The following is a 20203-nucleotide window of genomic DNA, read 5'->3' as shown; positions in this document are numbered from 1 at the left end:
GATAACTTTTGCTTAAATTTTTTAACATTTCATTAGCTGTTAAGAGCCTGACTATCAAATTCCATTACCAGAGTCCGCCCTATGAGTATCGCTAATGAGTAGCCTATACCCTGGAACGTATTTTTAATATTTTCATATTATTTATACTTTTAATTTTAAAATAGTAATATTTTTTCGCTATACCACATATGCCTATGGAGACTATTTATATTTCCCATCATGTTGTTGCGGGAAAGGTTGACGGGCTTTTTCAATTACTAAAACATTGTATGTCAGCTGATAGGTAACACTATTGTTTTAACTGTTGCTGACCGTTCACGAAATCCCTATTGATGAAAAAGCTTCTAATACTATTATGCCTGTCATTGTGTTGTGCTATCGGGACTATGCAGGCACAAACAGTGTACGTGAATATACCGGATACGGTATGTATGTCCAGAACCAACGCCACTGCCAATCAGATCAAGTTCACCAGTGTGAACGCGATGGTAGAAGGCGCCGGGCTTGCAATCCCCCAGAAAGCCGACTGGACTATCACATCTCCGAATAATACCGACGCAGACTACGAGATCCTCTATACGGAGAATCCTGTTGGTACGAAAGCCAACAAGCTGACTAATACAAAGTCGCTGACATTGCAGTTCCTGGTACCGGGTAACTATACATTTAATATCAAGCTTTATTATAAAGGCGCAGATAGTGTATTGAGAACGGTAACACGTACGGTGAAGATGTACGCCTCAGACTGTACCATCAATACCTGTGGCAATGGTGGTGCAACCATGGCCGGGTTCTCTGAAGATTTTGGTAGTATGCCTGACGGTGTAAACCGCAGGAATTATCCGGTTGGTGGTGTAGTACTATATAATTATCAGCCTACGGGTGACCTTAATAATGATAGCTACGCAATCACCAACAATCCTGCTTTTGCCAAAAGCGACTGGGTAACCACTACATCGGATCATACCGGTGGCTATCGTGGTGCAATGCTGGTTGCTAATTCTGCTGTTACCCCCGGCCAGTTCTATGAGAAGACAATAACAGGTCTTTGTCCTGGTTCCGTATATAATTTCAGCGCCTGGCTGATGAACGTGAATACCCCGAATGCATTTAATAATACATGTCGCAGCGGATATCAATATGCAGGTGTCACCTTCAAAGTGGTAGATGCCGCTAATCCGGCAAGGGTCCTGAATGAATTCAGGACTCAATCAGTTTCTATGATGCTGGGTAATGCCGGGCCAACCTGGCAGCGATATGGCGGAACATTTATTGTTCCTTCCGATGTGGATGCTGTAATAGTATATGTAACGAATAATAAACCGGGAGGAGGTTGTGGTAACGATATCGCGATAGACGATATCGAATTTTCTTATTGTAGTCCAAGTATTGTTGCTACAATAGATGGTGATGGAGAAACGCTCCAGGAAGTATTATGTGAAGGCGCACCGATCACTTTGTCTGCATCCTACCAGCCAGCCGGCTATTTCGTTAATCCTGTGTACCAGTGGCAGATGAGTGATGACGAAGGTCGTACATGGATAAACGTTCCTTATGGTTCCGGTAATGCGCCACAACTGGTGATTGGACCCGGTGAACTGAAAGGTACCCGTAAAGTAGCATCAGATTACCTGTTCCAGGTACTCGTATATGAAAAAGGTAGTGATTCAACTACCTGTTCTTCGCCGTCGTCCCAGATCAGGCTGACCATACTGCCAATGCCAAACCTCAACCTGACGCAGAGTGAGGTGTGCTCTGGTACCTATGTTGAACTGGAAGCTTCCGGTGGTTTCGATTATTATACCTGGAAAGACCTGCCTGGTTATACAGATACCAAACGTACCATCCAGGTAGATAAGGATACCACTATTACTGTATATGGGTATGTGGAATATGCCGACGGACATACCTGTATGGATGAGAACAGCACTGATATCAAGATGGTGCGCTCTCCAAGGGTAGATGTGGCTGTGTCTAACAACAAGATCTGTGTGGGTGAATCTGTCAACCTGAAGATCAACGATGTACTGAATGGTTATACCATTAACTGGTTCAGAGGTCCGGATGCAAGTGGTAACAAGGTGCCAATGCCGGAATATGACAACATGGTAGAGGCAGCGCAGATTCAGATCAACGGCATTGCCGATACCGTATTCTCCGTAACGGTAAAAGATGTGGCGAATGTCTGCGAGGTAACTTCCAGTCCGGTAATTATTAACGTAAGCGCTACACCGTCCACCAGCCTGAAACCTAATCAGAACGTTTACTGTGCGTCGGCTAATCCGAGCGGTAACTTTACCGTGGAAGTAAATAAGATCGTGGGTGCTACCGGTTCCTGGAGAGTGGAGGATGTATACGGCCCTGCCGTTACCGACGATGTGATTGATAACTATGTGAAGATACTGTTGCCTTCTGCTGAGCGTACAAGAGTGACAGTGAAGAAACCGGGTACTTCTGTTATACTATCATGGACGGTGAGAAGCCCGGTAAACGCAAATTGTGCGACCACCATACTGGACACCCTCCACCTCCTGGTAGATCCTACTTATAGTAATGCTGGTAAGGATACCACCCAATGTGGTACCGATAATATATTTATTATGAACGCCAGTCAGCCGCTTGGTGATACCGTGACTGGCCCGGCAGCGGAGATGGGTCGCTGGAAACTGGTGTCCGGCAACGCCACCATTGCTTATGACACTGCTTACAATACACCTGTAACGGTGCTTGATAATGAGGGCGATATCGTACTCACCTGGAGCATTACCAATGCCGGTGGATGTGTAGCGAATATCGATACCGTTATCCTGCATAAAATAGGTAAGCCGGTTATCAAACTGGTAACGCCGGTTGTATCCTGCAGCAGTAAAGGTTCCTTTACATTAGATACCTTATCTACGAAAGGAACACCTACCTTATATTCTATTACACCGGGTACATCACCGATGCCTGGTTTTGTAAATATTATTGATCAGCCGCTAAAATGGCCGTTGACTGTTCCATATCCTGCTGCAACAGCGCCGGGTGTGTATACTTTCAACCTGAGCTACAAGACAGCGAAAGCTGGTTGCGATTCGACCATTCCGTTCACCGTGAATGTATCGTCTGCGCCTACACCAGCTACCGGCATTAACGCAAGCGCCACCAACATCTGTGGTACAGGCAATACTGTTACGCTGACCGTAGTTGGCGGCAGCCTTGGTCTGCAGTCAGACAAGGTAACGCCAAATGGCGTATGGGCATGGTACGCGGGTGGTTGTGGTACTGGTACCCGTCTTGCCACAGGTGCTACTGCTACGCTGCCGCTGAGCGCTACCACCACTTATTATGTAAGAGCAGAAAGCCTGGGTGCTTGTGATACGACTGCCTGTGTAAGCACAACAGTAACCTTCACACCAATGCCGGCAACGGTAAGTGCGGGTCCTGACCAGTCTAACTGTAACAGCACTACGTTTACTATGGCGGCCAGCGATCCTGCACCTGGTACAGGTGCCTGGAGCCTGCCAACCGGCACTACTTCAACTATTACTTCGGGTCAGACGAACAGCAGAACAGCTGTGATCAATGTACCATCGGGTACAAGTGTAGCGGCGGTATGGACCGTAACCAACGGTACCTGTGTGGCAAAAGACACTGCTGTGCTGACCAACTATGCACCACCAACTACCGCAGATGCCGGTCGTGATACTACCCAGTGTGGAAACACCCAGTTTATCATGAAGGCAAATACAGCCACAATAGGTACTGGTACCTGGACCCTGCCTGCTGGTACTACCGCGAGCATTACTGCCGGTCAGGCAAATAATCCGAATGCGGTGATCAATGTACCGGTAGGTGTGACAGTAACCGCTACCTGGACCATCAGAAATGGTACCTGTGTATCTACAGATAATGTAGTACTGACAAGTGCAGTACCACCAACTACCGCGAATGCCGGACCAGATCAGGCACTGTGTGGTGTGACTACCTTCACTATGGCGGCTACTCCGGTAACCGTGGGCACTGGTAAATGGATATTGCCAGCGGGTACTACCGCTACCATTCCGGCTGCACAGATCAGCAATCCGAATGCGGTGATCACGGTTCCGCAGGGAGTAAGCGTGGTGGTGACCTGGCAGACTACGAATGGTACATGTATCAGTACAGATAACGTGACACTCAACAACTCTATAATGCCGGCAACGGCTAATGCAGGACCGGATATGGCACAGTGTAATAACACGGTGTTCACTCTCTCTGCCAACGCACCGGGTGCTGGTGGCGGTACCGGTAAATGGAGTGTGGTATCTCCGGCGAGCTTTGTCTTCCCGGGAGCTGCGGTGAACAATCCGAATGCGGTGTTAAGCATCCCGGCGGGTACCGTAGTGGTATTACGCTGGACCATCACCAACGGTGGTTGTTCTTCTTTTGATGATGTAACGCTGAGTAACAGCCTGGCGCCAAATCCTGCTGTTGCCGGTCCGGATGAGGTACATTGTAACACACCGGGCTTCGCACTGACAGCTAATTCAGCTGCAGGTGGTACCGGCACATGGAGAGTATTATCTCCTGCAACATTTATTTTCCCTCCTGCAGATATACATAATCAGGCGGCCAATATATCCGTACCTGCGGGTACTGTACTGAAGTTGGAATGGACGATCGCGAATGGCGGTTGTACAACCAGTGATACCTTGGTGCTGACCAACTACGCATTGCCTGACCTGGCAAGTGCGGGACCTGATCAGTCACAATGTGCGGGCCTTGACTTCAAGATGGCGGGCAACAAACCTACAGTGACAGGTGCTACTGGTACCTGGACTGTAACAAGTGGTACTGCTACCATCGCGGCGGGTCAGGCGAATATGGATACGGCACATGTGACATTACCTGCTGGCACAACAGCGGTATTGCGCTGGACGATGACCAACGGCACCTGCTCCAATTTTGATGAAGTAACACTGACAAGTATACCTAAACCTACAACTGCTACTGCCGGTGTAGACCAGCAGCATTGCCAAAATGCGCTGTTCACCATGGCTGCCAACACACCAGTAACAGGTACTGCTACCTGGAGCCTGCCTGCGGGATCTTCTGCCAGCATAGGCGCCGGCGATTTCAGTAATCCGGCTGCCGTAGTCACCGTACCTCAGGGTACAAGCGCTACCATCGCCTGGGTGATCTCTAACAGTACCTGTAACTCGGTGGATAGTATTACGCTCGTTAACAGCGTGATGCCGAACAACGCTACCGCAGGTGCAGACCAGGTACATTGTGATGATCCGAACTTCACCATGAATGCCAACAGTGCATCTCCGGCTACCGCTGTCGGTACCTGGACGATTGTAAGTGGCGCCACTGCTGTCATCTCAGATATTCATAGTCCTACCGCTAAAGTGACCTTACAGCCGGGTACTACAACCACCCTCCGTTGGACGATCGCTAACGGTATTTGTACTTCAACACCTGACGAAGTTGTGCTGACCAATCAGCCTGCTATTCAGGGGAATACGATCACTGCCGACCAGGTACTCTGCGCTAGCGATGTTCCTGCAATGCTGACCGGCGGTGTAGTAAGTGGTGGTACAGGTTCATTTACCTACCAGTGGCAGATAAGTACGACTGATGCTATCACCGGCTTTACAAATGTCACCACAGGTACCGGTGGTACTACCGATAGCTATACACCAGCGAGCATCAGCCGCAACACCTGGTTCAGACGTGTGGTAATGTCGGGCGCTTGTACCGGTAATATCAGTAACGCAGCCATGCTGACACTGATGAACACTCCGCCGGTAGTCGTATCTGTTCCTGCGCCAATCACAGTAGATTGCGTACAGGGGACCGACTACACGACGAAGTTTGGTACACCGGTATTCAGCCATGCTCCTTATAATAATGAACCAGTCTCTGTTACCAGCGCTGATGTAACGACTACCATAGATGCATGTACGTTTAAGATAGAGCGTACCTGGACAGCGACTGACCGTTGTGGTCTGAGTGCCCAGGCACAGCAGGTGATCACCGTAACAGATAAAACAGCGCCGGTATTCGATGCGACTGCTCCGGCTAACGTGACCGTTAACTGTGACGCAATCCCGCTGGCAGTGAACCTTACCGCCAAAGACGCTTGCTCCGGTGCACTCACCATCACGCCAATAGAAGTAAGAGTAGATAAACCAGGCGCATGTCCAAGCAACTATCAGCTGATCCGTAAATGGGTAGCTGTGGATGCCTGTGGTAATGCCAGCGATACCCTGAAACAGATCATCACTGTTCACGATATAACGCCGCCGGTATTCGACGGTACTGCTCCGGCCAATGTCACCGTAAGCTGTGACCAGGTGCCTGCAGGCCAGCCAATGACGGCTACCGATAACTGTACGCCAGGTACTATTACCGTTAATCCGGTAGATGTACGGAAGTCCGTGCCAGGCAGCAACTGCGATGGTAACTACCAGATTATCCGTACCTGGACGGCGACTGACCTTTGCGGTAACAAGGCTGCACTGACGCAGACCATTACCGTACAGGACAACGTTAAACCAGTATTCTCAGTAACAGTGCCTCCGGTGATCACCGTGAACTGCGACAGCGTTCCGGATGTAGCGGCAGTAACGGCTACTGACAACTGTACGGCTACCGTAAAAGTGAAAGTATCCCAGCGCAAAGAATTCCTTTCCAGCACTTGTCCAAGTAACTACAGGCTGACCCGTGTCTGGACGGCGATCGACAATTGTGGTAATACCGCCACCATGCAACAGGTGATCACTGTACAGGATACTGCCAAACCGGTATTCACTTCAGTACCTCCTGCTGATACTACCGTAGATTGTAATGCAGTACCGGAACCACCAGCGCTGCTGACTGCAACAGATAATTGTGGTGCAGTGAAAGTGACTTATTTACAAACACGTGAAACCATCAACGGTGCATGTGCCGGCAATTACCGCCTGGTGCGTACCTGGACGGCGAAAGATGCTTGTAGCAATATGACCATTGCCCGCCAGGTGATCACCGTAGCAGATACTACCAGACCGAAGATCGATCCGGCGCCGGCAAACGTTATCATCAGGTATGATGAGCAGCTCCCTGTTCCGGCTACCCTGTATGCAGTTGATAACTGTGATGTGAACTTCCCTAAGAAGGTCACCATGGTACAGGATCCGTTTACGGCAGATAAATGCGCAGGATATACAGTTGTCAGAAGATGGAATATTTCCGATGCTTGTGGTAATGCGGCCATAGAACGCGTGCAGACCATTACGGTAAGCCCGGCTCCTAAACCGGAACTGGATCCGAACCTGCCTGCCAACTGTTCTAACAATACCAAATTTGCAATACTCTTAAAGAATAAAGTAAGCAAGCCGAAGTTCACACTGGTGAGCGTAGTGCCAGCAACCGCAGTAAGGACACCACTGACACAGAGCAGTAACGTGTTTGACCTGAATGGTGCTATACAGGCCAGCTTTACCGTAACGAATAGTGTAACCGGCTGCGTATCAGATACCGTTACCTACGATCTTCAGTACATTGAGAAACCAGTCGTTGATCTGGGGCAGGATGTATCGGTTTGTGCGGGTGAATCTGTAACACTGGATGCCGGCATCAATAACGCAGGTTATAACATCCGCTGGTCAACAGGCGCTAATACGCAGACGATCACGGTGAACGCCAGCGGTACTTATAGTGTAACTGTATTCAACGGCGTATGTGCAACGACAGATGAAGTGAAAGTAACGGTGAATAATCCGCCGGTAGTAAATATACCAGATACTACTATCTGTGAGGGTTCAAGTGTGAAACTGAATGCTTACATCCCGGCTGCTGACTATGTCTGGAGCACAGGCGAAACTACTGCTTCAATAGATGTATATATGGCGGGTACTTACGGTGTGGATGTAACATTGAACGGTTGTACCACGCATGATGATGTGACGGTGACCGTGGCTACTGCGCCGAATGTAGTGCTGAGCGATGATACACAGATCTGTCCTGACGAAACAGCTATCCTGACGGTAGATCCTGATGGTGGCACTGTAAAATGGAACAGCGGCGAAACGACTAACGAGATTGTTGTATCAAGACCGGGCGACTATTGGGTAACTGTAACCCGTGCCGGTTGTGTGGTGGAAGATACCGTGAGGGTAACATTGAAATCACACCTGGATATTGACATCGGTCCTCAGCGCGATATCTGTAACGGTGGTAGTGTGGTATTGAATGCTACCAATGCCGATGCCGTATCTTACCTCTGGAATGACGGTGATACCAATCCTGTGAAGGAAGTATCCAAACCAGGTAAATATATTGTCTCTGTGATGGATAGGTTCTGTTCTCAGATCACCATGGATAGCGTGAATGTAACAGTAGCAGGTATCCCTGCCTTTGACCTGGGCCGTGATACTACATTGTGTCTCGAAAAAGCCCTGGTATTGAAGGTGAATGCCGGTGAAGGCAATAGTATCCGCTGGCAGGATGGTGCTACTACCAGCACCTACACGGTGACCAGCACAGGTTACTATACTGTATTGGTATATAACGATTGTGGCTCTGTATCTGACCATATTGCGGTGACCTATAAGCCTTGTGAGGCTAATCCACAGTTCCCGACCGCCTTCACGCCTAACGGCGACGGTAAGAACGATGTGTTCAAGCCAACAGCGGAAGGTCCGATGTATGACTATGAACTGCACGTCTTCAACCGTTGGGGTCAGCAGGTGTGCTTCATCAAGGATTACAGAATTGGATGGGATGGCCGATACCTCGGTAACATGGTGGAAAGCGGTTCTTATATCTGGGTGATTAACTACAAGAAGAAAGTGGGAGGTCCGGTAACACAGGTCACTGGCCAGATAACAGTAATCAGATAAGAAGTGTAAAGTACAATAGGCAAAAAGGCGTCCCGGGTTGATCACGGGGCGCCTTTTCATTTGTGGGAGAGGCGTGCCGACTTCAGCAAGAACCGGGTTGAAACACCATTTTAGTCAATCTACTTTTGGGATGTCTAAACCAGATAATTATGCATCTCCAGAGCGAACCATCTATCCTTTATTTTGGTACTCCCGTAGTGCTCATCGGGACCGTGAATGAAAATGGCACTTACAACCTGGCGCCTATGTCATCTATCTTCTGGCTGGGTTGGCGCTGTATGCTGGGACTTTCAGCTTTGTCAAAAACAACAGAGAATATTCTCCGTACCGGGCAATGTGTACTGAACCTGCCTTCCGTACACCAGGTGGAAGCCGTAAACCGGCTGGCCCGTACGACAGGAAGCGACCCCGTACCAGCGGGTAAGCAGCAGAAAGGCTATCGTTATGAAGAAGATAAGTTTGGAATTGCCGGTCTGACACCACTTCCTGCAGAAACGGTTACAGCGCCCCGCGTACAGGAATGTCCCGTGCATTTGGAGGCTGTACTGGCGGCCTCACATGATTTAGCAGCGGACAATGCTGCACAACGGGGAAAGATCGTTACATTTGAAATGCGGATCACCCGGATTCACCTGCATGATTCGATACTAATGCAGGGACAAGAAAATAAGGTAGACCCAGACAAGTGGCGCCCACTGATCATGAGTTTCCAGGAATTTTACGGATTGGGGAGTAAAGTACACCCCTCCACATTGGCGCAGATCCCTGAACATTTGTACCGGACGGCAGATATTGAACTGGCCAGAGAATAATAGTCAGATCCCCTCCCTGATATGTCCAGTTTAGCCAGCCCGGTGCTACCACAACATCATTACTTTTGATATAAGTTAAAACGGAATATATGGTGGCAATCGAGCATTTGCTCCAGATCAGGGCCAGCCGGGCGAAAGTCTACGAGGCCCTTACCACACAGGAAGGATTAGGAGCTACATGGACAACAAAGTTGCGGGTAGAACCAGCAACCGGATTTATCAATGAATTTAATTGGGGCGAAGACTATATTACAAAAATGCAGATCCTGGAACTGCGCTCTGAAGAAAAGGTACTCTGGGAATGCACAGAGTCCGATCCCGAATGGATGGGGACTTTCATCTGTTTTAAGATCCTGGCTGAAAAAGAAGGCGTTACCACGCTTATCCTGAAGCATTACAACTGGCAGGAGGTAACCGATTACTATCGTAGCTGCAATTACCACTGGGCGATGTTCCTGCTTAGCCTGAAGCAGTACCTGGAAGAGGGAAAGGGTAATCCTTATAAAGATGGGAATAAACAAACGTAATCATTCGCAACGATAGGACTCCTTTAGGAGTCCCTTTGTTTGTAGCGCGGGGTTTTCAACCCCGGGGAAACGAAATTGAATGCGGGGTTTTCAACCCCGGGGAAACGAAATTGAATGCGGGGTTTTCAACCCCGGGGAAACGAAATTGAATGCGGGTTTTCAACCCCGGGAAACGAAATTGAATGCGGGGTTTTCAACCCCGGGAAACGGAATTGAACGCGGGGTTTTCAATCCCGGGAAAACGGAATGGGTTTCAACCCCGGGTAAACGAAACGGTTTCAACGCCGAAACCATACACAAAAAAAAAGAGCCCTGAGAACAGGGCTACACCAGATAAATTAACGTAAACAGATCATTTGAATTTAGTTTATCTCTAGCAGGATGTAATTTTAAGTGTTAAGTTCTTTTTTTCTTTGAACAGGCCTCATCGCCTTTTCTATAGCAAATGTAGACCATCTTCACATGTTAGAAAATCACCTAAATCGGGGAGACCGATAACTCAGAGTGGGGAGCTGGTAAAGCGGTATCATACAATACGTTGATTGATTGCAAGCGCAACGGCCTCTGTAAGCGAAGCTACATGCAGCTTTTCATAAATTTTTTTCACATGACTACGTACTGTTTCGTAGCTGATGTTAAGTTCACTGGCAATCATTTTGTAACTCAGTCCGTTGACGATACAGGTCAATACCTCTTTTTCCCTGGCTGTCAGATTGTAGCTGTCATTGTTCGGCTCCGGCTTCTGTACGACGCTTTTCTGCAGCAGGTTCAATACTCTGCGCGCTATCGACGGACTCATAGGCGAGCCGCCTGTCTGCAGTTCCTGGATAGCGTCCAGCAGTCGTGTGTTCAGATGATTCTTCAGAATGTAACCGGATGCGCCGGCACAAATGGAATCAAAGACCCTGTCATCGTCCTCAAACACCGTCTGAATGAGGATCTGTACATGTGGTACTTCCTTGGAGAGCAGTTTGATCGCTTCAATACCGCTCATTTCGGGCATTTCAATGTCCATTAACACAATGTCCGGGTTACAATTCAATACATCGTTCACACAGTTACGGGCGTCACTGAATACGCCCACTACTTCAATTGAGGGGGCCGTGTTTAGCAATAACGTGATGCTGTTACGGATGTTTTTGTTGTCGTCAAAGATGGCAACGCGTATACTCATGGTTTGTCGTTTTTTTGTTGCTGGTTAGGCAACGGGAAAGCTTAGTTTTAAATATGTCCCTTGATGTGGTTTACTCTCTATCCCCAGGTCGGCCTTCATTTCGCTGGCCCTGTGCCTGATGTTGCTGAGTCCATTGCCAGACAGGGTCCTGACGGAAGGATCCTGTACTGCCTGATGATCAAATCCTATACCGTCGTCCTGGATGTTCAGTTCCAGGATATTCCGGCGGTAGCTGATGTTCACTCTGATAATACTGCATGCTGCATGTTTTAACGCATTGTTCACTGCTTCCTTGAAAATGAGATAGAAGTTCTTCCGCTGATGCATGGCAAGGTTTAATGTCTCAATCTTCTGGTCGCAGTCGAATATAAAATGGATCTTTTTAGCGGTACACAAGGGTTTCGCATAAGACTCCATCCGCTTCACAATACTACTTACGTGATCATTTTTCGGATTGATCGCCCATACAATATCAGACATCTCGGAGATCATTTCATTGGCGGTTGTACCAATGGTGGTTAACAATTCTTTCAATTGTTCACTTTTTTGCTGTTCACTGTAAATTCTCGCAACTTCACTGTAAACGGAAATACCACTCAATGTTGACCCTACACTGTCATGGAGGTCCTGCGCAATACGGTTCCTGATCTCCTGCCGTTTCAGCAACTCATTGATACGGTAACGGTAGATCAGGTAAATGGTAGCGGCAAGTGCCAACGTACACAACAGGTAGAACCACCATTTTGTCCAGAAAGGCGGAATAATGGTAATGTGCAGGACGGTCACCTTTTTACCAAATGCACCTCTCCAGTTACTGGCCTTTACCATGAACGTATAGTCTCCGCCCTTCAGATTGGAATAGGAGACAAAGTTACGTTTGCCTACATTGTTCCATACCTTGTCCACGCCGCTGAGCATGTAGGAGTACTGTAGATTGTCTCCGCTGAATTCAGGTGCAGAGAACTCAATCGAGAAATAGTTCTTGGTGTAGTCCAGCTGAATGGCCTGCTCTTGCAGCAGATCGCTGTGTGAGTCATTGAAGATCTTAAAGTCTGTCAGGTATACCGGTGGTTCGTTGTTGATCCTGGCGATGTCATGCGGATGGAATGACAGGTAGTAGTTAGTGCCGCCCACATACATAATACCGTCTCTGTCCTTATACATATAGCCACTCACGCCACCGTCTTTTTGCAGCGGAGGCAGGTCATAACAGCTGTAGATCCTGCCAGCAGGATCATACTTGTGTATGTGACCATTACATATCATCCACACATTGCCATGCTCGTCTGTCTGCATACCCTCCGTCAGGTTGCTGGACTCGGCAATGTGCTGTACTTTCTTTGTACGTGGATTCAGGTAATTCAGTCCGCCGCCATAGGTACTGATCCATACGTTGCCCTGCTTTCCTTCGAGGATATCAAAGACATCATCACTGCTGATATCTTTCAGGTATTTCACCTGTAAGCCTTCTTTCTGGGGCCAGTCACCCAGGCCATGCCTGGCAGTGGCCAGCCAGATGTTACCGCTTGCGCTCTTGGATATCTTTCTTACAAGATTATCCTTCAGGTTGTAGCGCTTTAGTATCGCCCTCGCGGAATCGCTGCGGGTCACCCAGATCTTCTCTTTAAAGTCATAATAACTGAGGTAGTGTCCATATGGTGATACGATCAGTACCGGGCGTGTACCCATGGCCATGGTATCCTTCACAATAGATACGATCCTGGATGCAATGAGTTTCTTCATTACCGGATCGTTTTCTGTATTGGGAAGGGTGGTGAGCGTTCCCTTCAGTGTATCATATATAAAGAGGGTATAGTCGGTACCGATATAAAGGGTACCGTCACTGTCTGCAAAGAACTTGGTGACCGCCAGCTGCTGTCCTTTATAGGTGAGCCTGCGGTGATCGAAGGACGCTTTCCCGGGCGTCTGGATATAAATACCATCGTTGGTACCCATCCATAAGCGGCCGGCCGGGTCCTTATAGAAATCAAAAATGTATATATCCTTTCCCGTTTGTGGCAGGAAAGTCTGTTTAAAAGGGTAATACAATGGGTTGTGATAACTGATACCGTTGTTGGTACCTACCCATATGATACCTGTTTTATCAATATAGACGGCATTAACATGGTTATCCACTATCGCGCCATCTAAATAAGGCTGATGTTTATAATGACAGAAATGATGACGATTGGGGTCATACATGATCAGGCCCGAATCTTTCCCTGCCATCCATAAACGATGATCATTGTCTTCTGCGAAGTCTTTGATCTCATCATCCGGAAACGAGTTCTTTCCCGGTATATGCCGGAATGCTTCCTCTGTTTTTGTAATATGGTTGTAATGATAGAGCGTTTTGTCCCACGCACCATACCACATGTCCTTGTTGGCATCAAGGAACAGGGAGGTGACGGAAACATGCGGAAGTCTTGCGTAGAGATCATCATATCTCTTGTCGCCGGTAAAGCCCAGGGTGCGGGTGTTTACTTTCAGTATACCACCACCGCTTCTGCCCACCCATAACGAGTCCTGGGTGTCCATACTTAGCGCCAGAATAGAAGTGGTACCTGTTTTCACCGGATGTGAAAAGGCGCCCGTCTTCTTGTTGAATCTCCTGGTGCGATAATTACCAGTTCCTACCCAGAGATAGCCGTTGTGATCATCCACTATGACATTGATATGGTTTTCCGGAATACCGGTTTCATTGCCTGCTGTGTACCGGTATTGCCTGAACTGTTTTGAGGGCGGCAAACGATAATCATAAGCGCTTAATCCTCCATCTTCAGTAGCAATCCAGATAATACCATTTTCATCTTCCAGAAGATCGCTGATAATATTGCCGGATATGCAGGTAGCATCACCAGGTATTCTTCTGAAGACGGTAAAATACTTACCGTCATAACGATTGAGACCATCCTCTGTCCCAAACCATAAAAATCCACGCGTGTCCTGTAAAATACAGTTGACCTTGTTGTGGGAAAGCCCGTTCTCAGTCCTTAATGTATTGAAATAAGGTGTCTGTTGTTGTGCTATAATGGTTTGGGTTAACATGATTATCGTTACCAATAAAAGGTAAGTTTTTCTCATGATAGGTTTCTTCCTCTGCTGATTTTGTTGAAAACCAAATTTACACGTTTAATAATATTAAATTGTAAGGATTTATTCATTTTTTAGAAAAATAACGTTAATTTTTTATCCGTGTTATAACATCGTATTGCTGTAACTGTTATCCTGAACGAATTTCAAGGTTTTTCTGTTACACAGAACTGTTTAATATTGAGTAGTTTTTTATACAAACCATGAGTAGTATCCAGATCGTTACATTGCAGATGGAGGAAGCGTATCAGACACATTTCAATGCTTTGCGGGAACTTTATTTTCCTGCGCATGCCAATTACCTGGATGCACATATTACCTTGTTCTATCATCTGCCACTGTTGGAACCCGCTATCGCGGCCACTTTACAGGAGGTCGTACAAAGAGGCCCGATCAGGTTAACGGTGGAAGGTATTATCAATTTCGGAAAGGGTGTTGCGTATAGACTTGTATCAGATGAATTGCAGATACTGCATCAGCAATTGCAAAAGGCTTTCGATCCCTGGCTGATAAAACAAGACAGGCAACCACTACGCCCGCATATAACAGTACAGAACAAAGTCACTGCATTTAAGGCACAATATGTACACCAGGCATTGTTACACGATTTTGTACCTTTTGAGATCATGGCTATTGGTCTGCAAACATGGCGCTACCTGCACGGCCCATGGAAGGCACTGGCAACATATCCCTTCCATAAATAAAAAAACGATGCGCCTTATAACAAAGTGCATCGCCTAACGATATTAAACGTTATGTAGCCGGAAATAATTGGACAGGCCGGAATTATTATTTTAAATAGTTGTAAACAGCCCCTTACCGTTCATCGCCAACGGCTGGAAGACAGTTGTTAAACAGTCCATGTGATCCCATTTTATATGACGCCTGCATCAATGATAGGGATCAGGCATTGGCAGCGAATCATACTTTGCCATGTAGTTGTCGATAGCCAGGCCGATAGCTTTAGCTTCAGGTGTTTCGTTGTCTGTACCATCCTCAAACCAATGATCTGCACCTTCATTATCCTGTTTCAGGAGTAATAGTATTTTTCCTCCCGGTCTTTCCACTCTGAAGTGACATTGGCTCGATTGTATGATCGTGATCTGTTCGTTATTGTGGTCAATGGTGAATGTAATCATATATAATTTCTTTATAGAAACAGGCACAATCATTATGCCTACTTTCATATTACTATCTGGCGGCTGTATATTTGCCGATATCTCTAAACACTACTGTATGATCAGGATTGTAATCGTACTGACGCTCATGCTCGGGTACGCGGGCATTGCGTCTGCCCAGGAGCTCTACATGCCCCGGAACATTAAAAAGGCATATGCCAATCAGACAAGGGCAAAGAATGGCCTTCCCGGCGCCCGTTACTGGCAAAATAAAGGCCATTATGATATCCAGCTGAAGGTAAATGCACCGTCAGGACTGGTATATGGCCGGGAACAGATCCGTTATATTAACAATAGCCCTGATAGCCTGCCGGAACTCGTTATCCGCCTGATCTGTAACCTGCATAAGGTGAATGCACCGCGTTCCGGATATGTCAGTAAGGACTTCCTGACAGAAGACGGTGTAACGATAGACACGCTGATCATTGACGGTGTCAATGTTCCCTTTGACAATGACGTAGCAACAGTAGGTACGGTTAAATTGGCCCAGCCACTGCTATCTAAAGACAGTCTCGACCTGAACATCAGCTGGCACTATACCTTATCCAAACAGAGCGGCAGAGAAGGAAAGATCGATAGTACGACTTTCTTCCTGGCATATGCTTATCCCCGCATTTCCGTGTACGACGACTACAACGGCTGGGATCAGATCGAACACATGGACAGGGTGGAGTTCTACAGTGATTTCAATGACTATAATGTGGCGGTCACCGCACCAAAGAATTATGTGGTATGGGGCACCGGTGTATTGCAGAACGGAGCAGAAGTATTGCAACCTGCCATCGCGCAGCGCCTGAAGGAATCCTATACTTCAGACCGTCTGATCAATATTGCCAGCAAGGAAGAAATGGCTGCCGGTAAAGTAACCGCGCAGAAGGACTGGAATACCTGGAAATTCAGCGCTTCCCATATAGCAGATGTGACCTTTGGGATGAGTAATCATTATGTATGGGATGCCGCCAGTGTGGTAGTAGACAGTGCCGCTGGTCGTCGTACCAGTGTGCAGGCCGCTTATGATGACGCTGCTGCGGACTTTCACCATTCTGTGGATTTTTCCCGCTATGCATTGGACTGGTTCTCCCGTAACTGGCCGGGCGTGGCATATCCTTTTCCGACTATGACCGCCTTCCAGGGATTTGCGGATATGGAATACCCGATGATGGTCAATGACGCAACCGTAGGCGATCAGCTTGGCTTTGCACAACTGGTGCAGGACCATGAGATCGCACACACCTATTTCCCTTTTTATATGGGCATCAATGAAAGTCGCTATGCCTTTATGGATGAAGGATGGGCCACTACTTTTGAATACCTGATTGGTGTAGCTGAGAAAGGTAAGGCAGCAGCCGATAAGTTCTATAAGATATTCCGGGTTGATTCCTATATCAAAGATCCATCCGGAGAAGAAGATCAGCCGATCATTTCTCAATCTCACCAGGTAAGTGGCAGGGGATATGGCAACAATTCCTATGGAAAGCCTTCCTTAGCCTATCTGGCGCTGAAAGACCTGCTGGGCGATGTGCTGTTCCGCAAAAGCCTGCATGGTTATATGCATGACTGGAATGGCAAACATCCGATTCCCTGGGATTTCTTCAATGCTTTTAATAATTACTCCGGACAGAACCTGAACTGGTTCTGGAATAACTGGTTCTTCAGCAACAATTATATCGACCTGCAACTGGCGGGTGTAAAGACAAAAGGCAACAATGCGGAACTATCTGTTATCAATGCCGGCGGCTTTGCTATTCCTTTTGATATAGTGATCACTTATGATGACGCCACTACTAAAACCGTGCACCAGACGCCGGCTCTCTGGAAAAGTGGCAATAAACAGGTAACTGTAACGGTGCCAGTTACCAGAAAGGTAGTTGCCGTGACGCTGGATGGTGTGTTGTATACAGACTACACACCGGATGATAATGAGTGGAGAGCAAATTAGTTACAATTGCAGGAAGATTGATACACTTTAGGAGTGGTGCCTTCCACCTTCCTGAATACCCTGATAAAATAGTTGACATCTGTGAAGCCGCAAAGCTTACTTACATCGTAAATATTGCTTTGTGGCTTTGCTAATAGTTGTTTGGCGAGTTTAATTCTTTCTTTGTTCACATACTCCAGCGGAGTAATACCAAACTGCTCGCGGAACCATTTAAAGAACAGGTTCCTGCTAAGATATGCCTTCCGGCTCAACGCATCTACGGCAATCTTCTCCGTCAGATGCTCCTGTATATAATTCAATACAAAATTCTGCCGGTTACCATCTGCACCATTATTACTGCCTTCTTCCGCCTGTCCCAGTTGCTGACTTTGCAGCAGGCGGATCAGCAGTTCTTTCAGCTGCAGATCGGCATAGATATTTTTCGACTTATCATTACTACTGCAGATGCGGATTAGTTTATTGATCAATTCCGTGATCTCATGATTGTTCTCAAAATGGTATTGGTGGAAGGAAAGCTGCCAGTTTTGCTGTTCATGGTCACTGTTGTAATAATGATTCAGATAATTGATCGTTTCCCGGATATAGCTGTCGTCTATCGCCAGCGCAATACATTGCGTAGGATTATCCAGTGTTGCTTCCGGAAAGTCGATGATCATGGTTTCCTGTGGCGGTACGATGAGCGATTCTCCCGGCAGGTAATCAAAAGAAGGTTTATTGGTGAGGTGCATGATCTTTTTCCCCCTTGTCATGCTGGTAATAACGAGGTCATTGAAGGTGAGTGGCACATCGTAGGCCTGCTCATAACTTTCAAAAATACTCAGCTCACAATTACGGAGGTTAAATACACGCCTGCTCTCTACTAAAGTTTGCAGCTGCCGCGGAATAGTAAGGTCTATCGTCTGCAAATAATTTTTTATCTGCATAGAGTAATCTGTTTACTACTAACAAGTTAACCAATTTTCTTACCATCTCAAAATTAAGGTACGATTGTGCTATAAATAAATACGAAAATATCCGTGTCTTCTTAGCAGTTCAGGAAATTGCAGGTATTATTTCACGTATTATTTCACGTTTAAAAAATTCCACAAATTATGAGCGTTGCAACATCTGCTGCCCCTTCGTCTACCCTGGCAGCACGTCCTGAATTTAAGACCAGGTATGAGCATTTTATTAACGGGGAATGGGTGCCACCATCCAGCGGTGAATATTTTGATAACGTTTCTCCCATCGATGGTAAGGTTTTCACACAAGCTGCAAGAGGCAATGCTACGGATATTGACAGAGCAATAGATGCGGCCCATGAAGCATTTAAAACATGGAGCAAAACAGCTGCATCTTACCGGAGTAACCTGTTGTTGAAAATCGCACAGATAGTGGAAGATAACCTGGATTACCTGGCCGTTGTTGAGACGATAGACAACGGAAAACCTATCCGGGAAACAAAAGCAGCCGACCTGCCACTGGTAATAGATCATTTCAGGTATTTCGCCGGAGTGATCCGCAGTGAGGAAGGCACCATCAGTGAACATGACGAAAATACAGTAAGTATTAACCTGCATGAGCCGATCGGCGTTGTAGGACAGATCATTCCATGGAACTTCCCATTGCTTATGGCCACCTGGAAGATTGCACCCGCCCTGGCTGCCGGTTGCTGCGTAGTGGTAAAGCCTGCGGAGCAGACACCCACCAGCATTATGGTGCTGATGGAACTGATCGGTCACGTATTACCTAAAGGTGTGCTGAATATTGTAACCGGCTTTGGTGTGGAAGCGGGTAAACCGCTGGCTTCTTCTCCGAAAGTGCAGAAAGTGGCCTTTACAGGAGAAACCACTACCGGCAGACTGATCATGCAGTACGCCTCTGAAAACCTGATCCCTGTTACCATGGAACTGGGTGGTAAGAGTCCTAACATCTTCTTTGAAAGCGTAGCTGACGCAGATGATGAATTCTTTGATAAGGCCATAGAAGGCGCTGTACTGTTTGCCCTGAACCAGGGTGAAGTATGTACCTGCCCGAGCCGTATACTTGTACACGAACACATCTATGACCGCTTTATGGACCGCGTGATCCAGCGCACCAAAGCGATCAAGATGGGTAACCCGCTTGATCCTACTGTCATGATGGGCGCCCAGGCCAGCGAAGACCAGTACCAGAAGATCCTGAGTTACCTGGATATCGGTAAACAGGAAGGAGCAGAAGTATTATGCGGTGGCGAGGCTTACCATCAGAATGACGGTTTACAGAATGGATATTATGTGCAGCCTACACTGCTGAAAGGCAACAATAAAATGAGGGTGTTCCAGGAAGAGATATTCGGACCGGTAGCTTGTGTGACCACTTTTAAAACGACAGAAGAAGCTATTGAAATCGCTAATGATACGCTCTACGGATTGGGTGCTGGTGTCTGGACCAGGGATGCACATGAGCTGTACCAGGTACCGAGAGCACTGCAGGCGGGCAGGGTATGGGTGAACTGTTATCATGCTTATCCGGCGCATGCGCCATTCGGAGGGTATAAGAAATCCGGTTTCGGAAGAGAAACACATAAGATGATGCTGAATCACTATCGTCAGACGAAGAATATGCTGATATCTTATGGCAAACAGAAACTGGGATTCTTCTAAAAAA

Annotated in this window: 10 protein-coding genes; 6 read left to right on the top strand and 4 right to left on the bottom strand. The window is 47.2% G+C overall.

From position 1 onward, the window contains the following. The first annotated feature begins 332 nt into the window (after nt 1-332). The 3 genes from CLV42_RS23095 (at nt 333) to CLV42_RS23085 (ending at nt 10191) form a co-directional block, all read left to right on the top strand. Nucleotides 333-8852: a gliding motility-associated C-terminal domain-containing protein gene (locus CLV42_RS23095; RefSeq protein ID WP_146154458.1), complete on the top strand. Its 8520-nt coding sequence runs from the start codon at nt 333-335 to the stop codon at nt 8850-8852. 149 nt (nt 8853-9001) lie between these two features. Then, the gene (locus CLV42_RS23090; RefSeq protein WP_106604293.1) at nt 9002-9664 is read left to right on the top strand and encodes a flavin reductase family protein; all 663 of its coding nucleotides are present in this window, start codon (nt 9002-9004) and stop codon (nt 9662-9664) included. A gap of 89 nt (nt 9665-9753) precedes the next feature. Continuing rightward, nucleotides 9754-10191 carry an SRPBCC family protein gene (locus CLV42_RS23085; protein WP_106604292.1) on the top strand — a complete coding sequence of 146 codons (438 nt, stop codon included), beginning with the start codon at nt 9754-9756 and terminating at the stop codon, nt 10189-10191. A gap of 526 nt (nt 10192-10717) precedes the next feature. On the opposite strand, the gene CLV42_RS23075 is transcribed toward CLV42_RS23085, so the two are convergent. Both CLV42_RS23075 and CLV42_RS23070 read right to left on the bottom strand, forming a co-directional pair. Next, complete coding sequence (locus CLV42_RS23075) at nt 10718-11365, bottom strand: response regulator (protein WP_089830063.1); 648 nt, start codon at nt 11363-11365, stop codon at nt 10718-10720. A 24-nt stretch (nt 11366-11389) separates the two neighbouring features. Further along, nucleotides 11390-14413: a ligand-binding sensor domain-containing protein gene (locus CLV42_RS23070; protein WP_245901721.1), complete on the bottom strand. Its 3024-nt coding sequence runs from the start codon at nt 14411-14413 to the stop codon at nt 11390-11392. Between the two features lie 248 nt (nt 14414-14661). On the opposite strand from CLV42_RS23070, the gene CLV42_RS23065 reads away from it, so the two are divergent. Then, nucleotides 14662-15162 (top strand): 2'-5' RNA ligase family protein, encoded by a 501-nt coding sequence (locus CLV42_RS23065; RefSeq protein WP_106604289.1) that lies wholly within the window; start codon nt 14662-14664, stop codon nt 15160-15162. Between the two features lie 186 nt (nt 15163-15348). Here the strand turns inward: CLV42_RS23065 and CLV42_RS23060 are convergent, their stop codons facing one another. Further along, a complete protein-coding gene (locus CLV42_RS23060; protein ID WP_146154457.1) occupies nt 15349-15597 on the bottom strand; it encodes a hypothetical protein in 249 nt (82 codons plus the stop codon). A 97-nt stretch (nt 15598-15694) separates the two neighbouring features. On the opposite strand from CLV42_RS23060, the gene CLV42_RS23055 reads away from it, so the two are divergent. Further along, a complete protein-coding gene (locus tag CLV42_RS23055; RefSeq protein ID WP_106604420.1) occupies nt 15695-17575 on the top strand; it encodes a M1 family metallopeptidase in 1881 nt (626 codons plus the stop codon). On the opposite strand, the gene CLV42_RS23050 is transcribed toward CLV42_RS23055, so the two are convergent. Continuing rightward, complete coding sequence (locus tag CLV42_RS23050; RefSeq protein ID WP_106604287.1) at nt 17572-18498, bottom strand: AraC family transcriptional regulator; 927 nt, start codon at nt 18496-18498, stop codon at nt 17572-17574. The genes CLV42_RS23055 and CLV42_RS23050 overlap by 4 nt on opposite strands. A gap of 168 nt (nt 18499-18666) precedes the next feature. Here CLV42_RS23050 and CLV42_RS23045 point away from each other — a divergent pair, with 168 nt between their 5' ends. Further along, the gene (locus tag CLV42_RS23045) at nt 18667-20199 is read left to right on the top strand and encodes an aldehyde dehydrogenase family protein (RefSeq protein WP_106604286.1); all 1533 of its coding nucleotides are present in this window, start codon (nt 18667-18669) and stop codon (nt 20197-20199) included. Nucleotides 20200-20203 lie beyond the last annotated feature (4 nt).

It is taken from the genome of Chitinophaga ginsengisoli, from assembly GCF_003014595.1.
GTDB lineage: Bacteria > Bacteroidota > Bacteroidia > Chitinophagales > Chitinophagaceae > Chitinophaga > Chitinophaga ginsengisoli.
Note: the sequence above shows the minus strand (reverse complement) of the source record. Positions and strands in the feature narration are given on the sequence as shown.

Bases quoted from the DNA above. Each gene is read 5' to 3' on its own strand.
- CLV42_RS23070 (WP_245901721.1), bottom strand. From the start codon at position 14,413: ATGTTAACCCAAACCATTATAGCACAACAACAGACACCTTATTTCAAT.
- CLV42_RS23075 (WP_089830063.1), bottom strand. From the start codon at position 11,365: ATGAGTATACGCGTTGCCATCTTTGACGACAACAAAAACATCCGTAAC.
- CLV42_RS23095 (WP_146154458.1), top strand. From the start codon at position 333: ATGAAAAAGCTTCTAATACTATTATGCCTGTCATTGTGTTGTGCTATC.
- CLV42_RS23060 (WP_146154457.1), bottom strand. From the start codon at position 15,597: ATGATTACATTCACCATTGACCACAATAACGAACAGATCACGATCATA.
- CLV42_RS23055 (WP_106604420.1), top strand. From the start codon at position 15,695: ATGATCAGGATTGTAATCGTACTGACGCTCATGCTCGGGTACGCGGGC.
- CLV42_RS23065 (WP_106604289.1), top strand. From the start codon at position 14,662: ATGAGTAGTATCCAGATCGTTACATTGCAGATGGAGGAAGCGTATCAG.
- CLV42_RS23050 (WP_106604287.1), bottom strand. From the start codon at position 18,498: ATGCAGATAAAAAATTATTTGCAGACGATAGACCTTACTATTCCGCGG.
- CLV42_RS23045 (WP_106604286.1), top strand. From the start codon at position 18,667: ATGAGCGTTGCAACATCTGCTGCCCCTTCGTCTACCCTGGCAGCACGT.
- CLV42_RS23090 (WP_106604293.1), top strand. From the start codon at position 9,002: ATGCATCTCCAGAGCGAACCATCTATCCTTTATTTTGGTACTCCCGTA.
- CLV42_RS23085 (WP_106604292.1), top strand. From the start codon at position 9,754: ATGGTGGCAATCGAGCATTTGCTCCAGATCAGGGCCAGCCGGGCGAAA.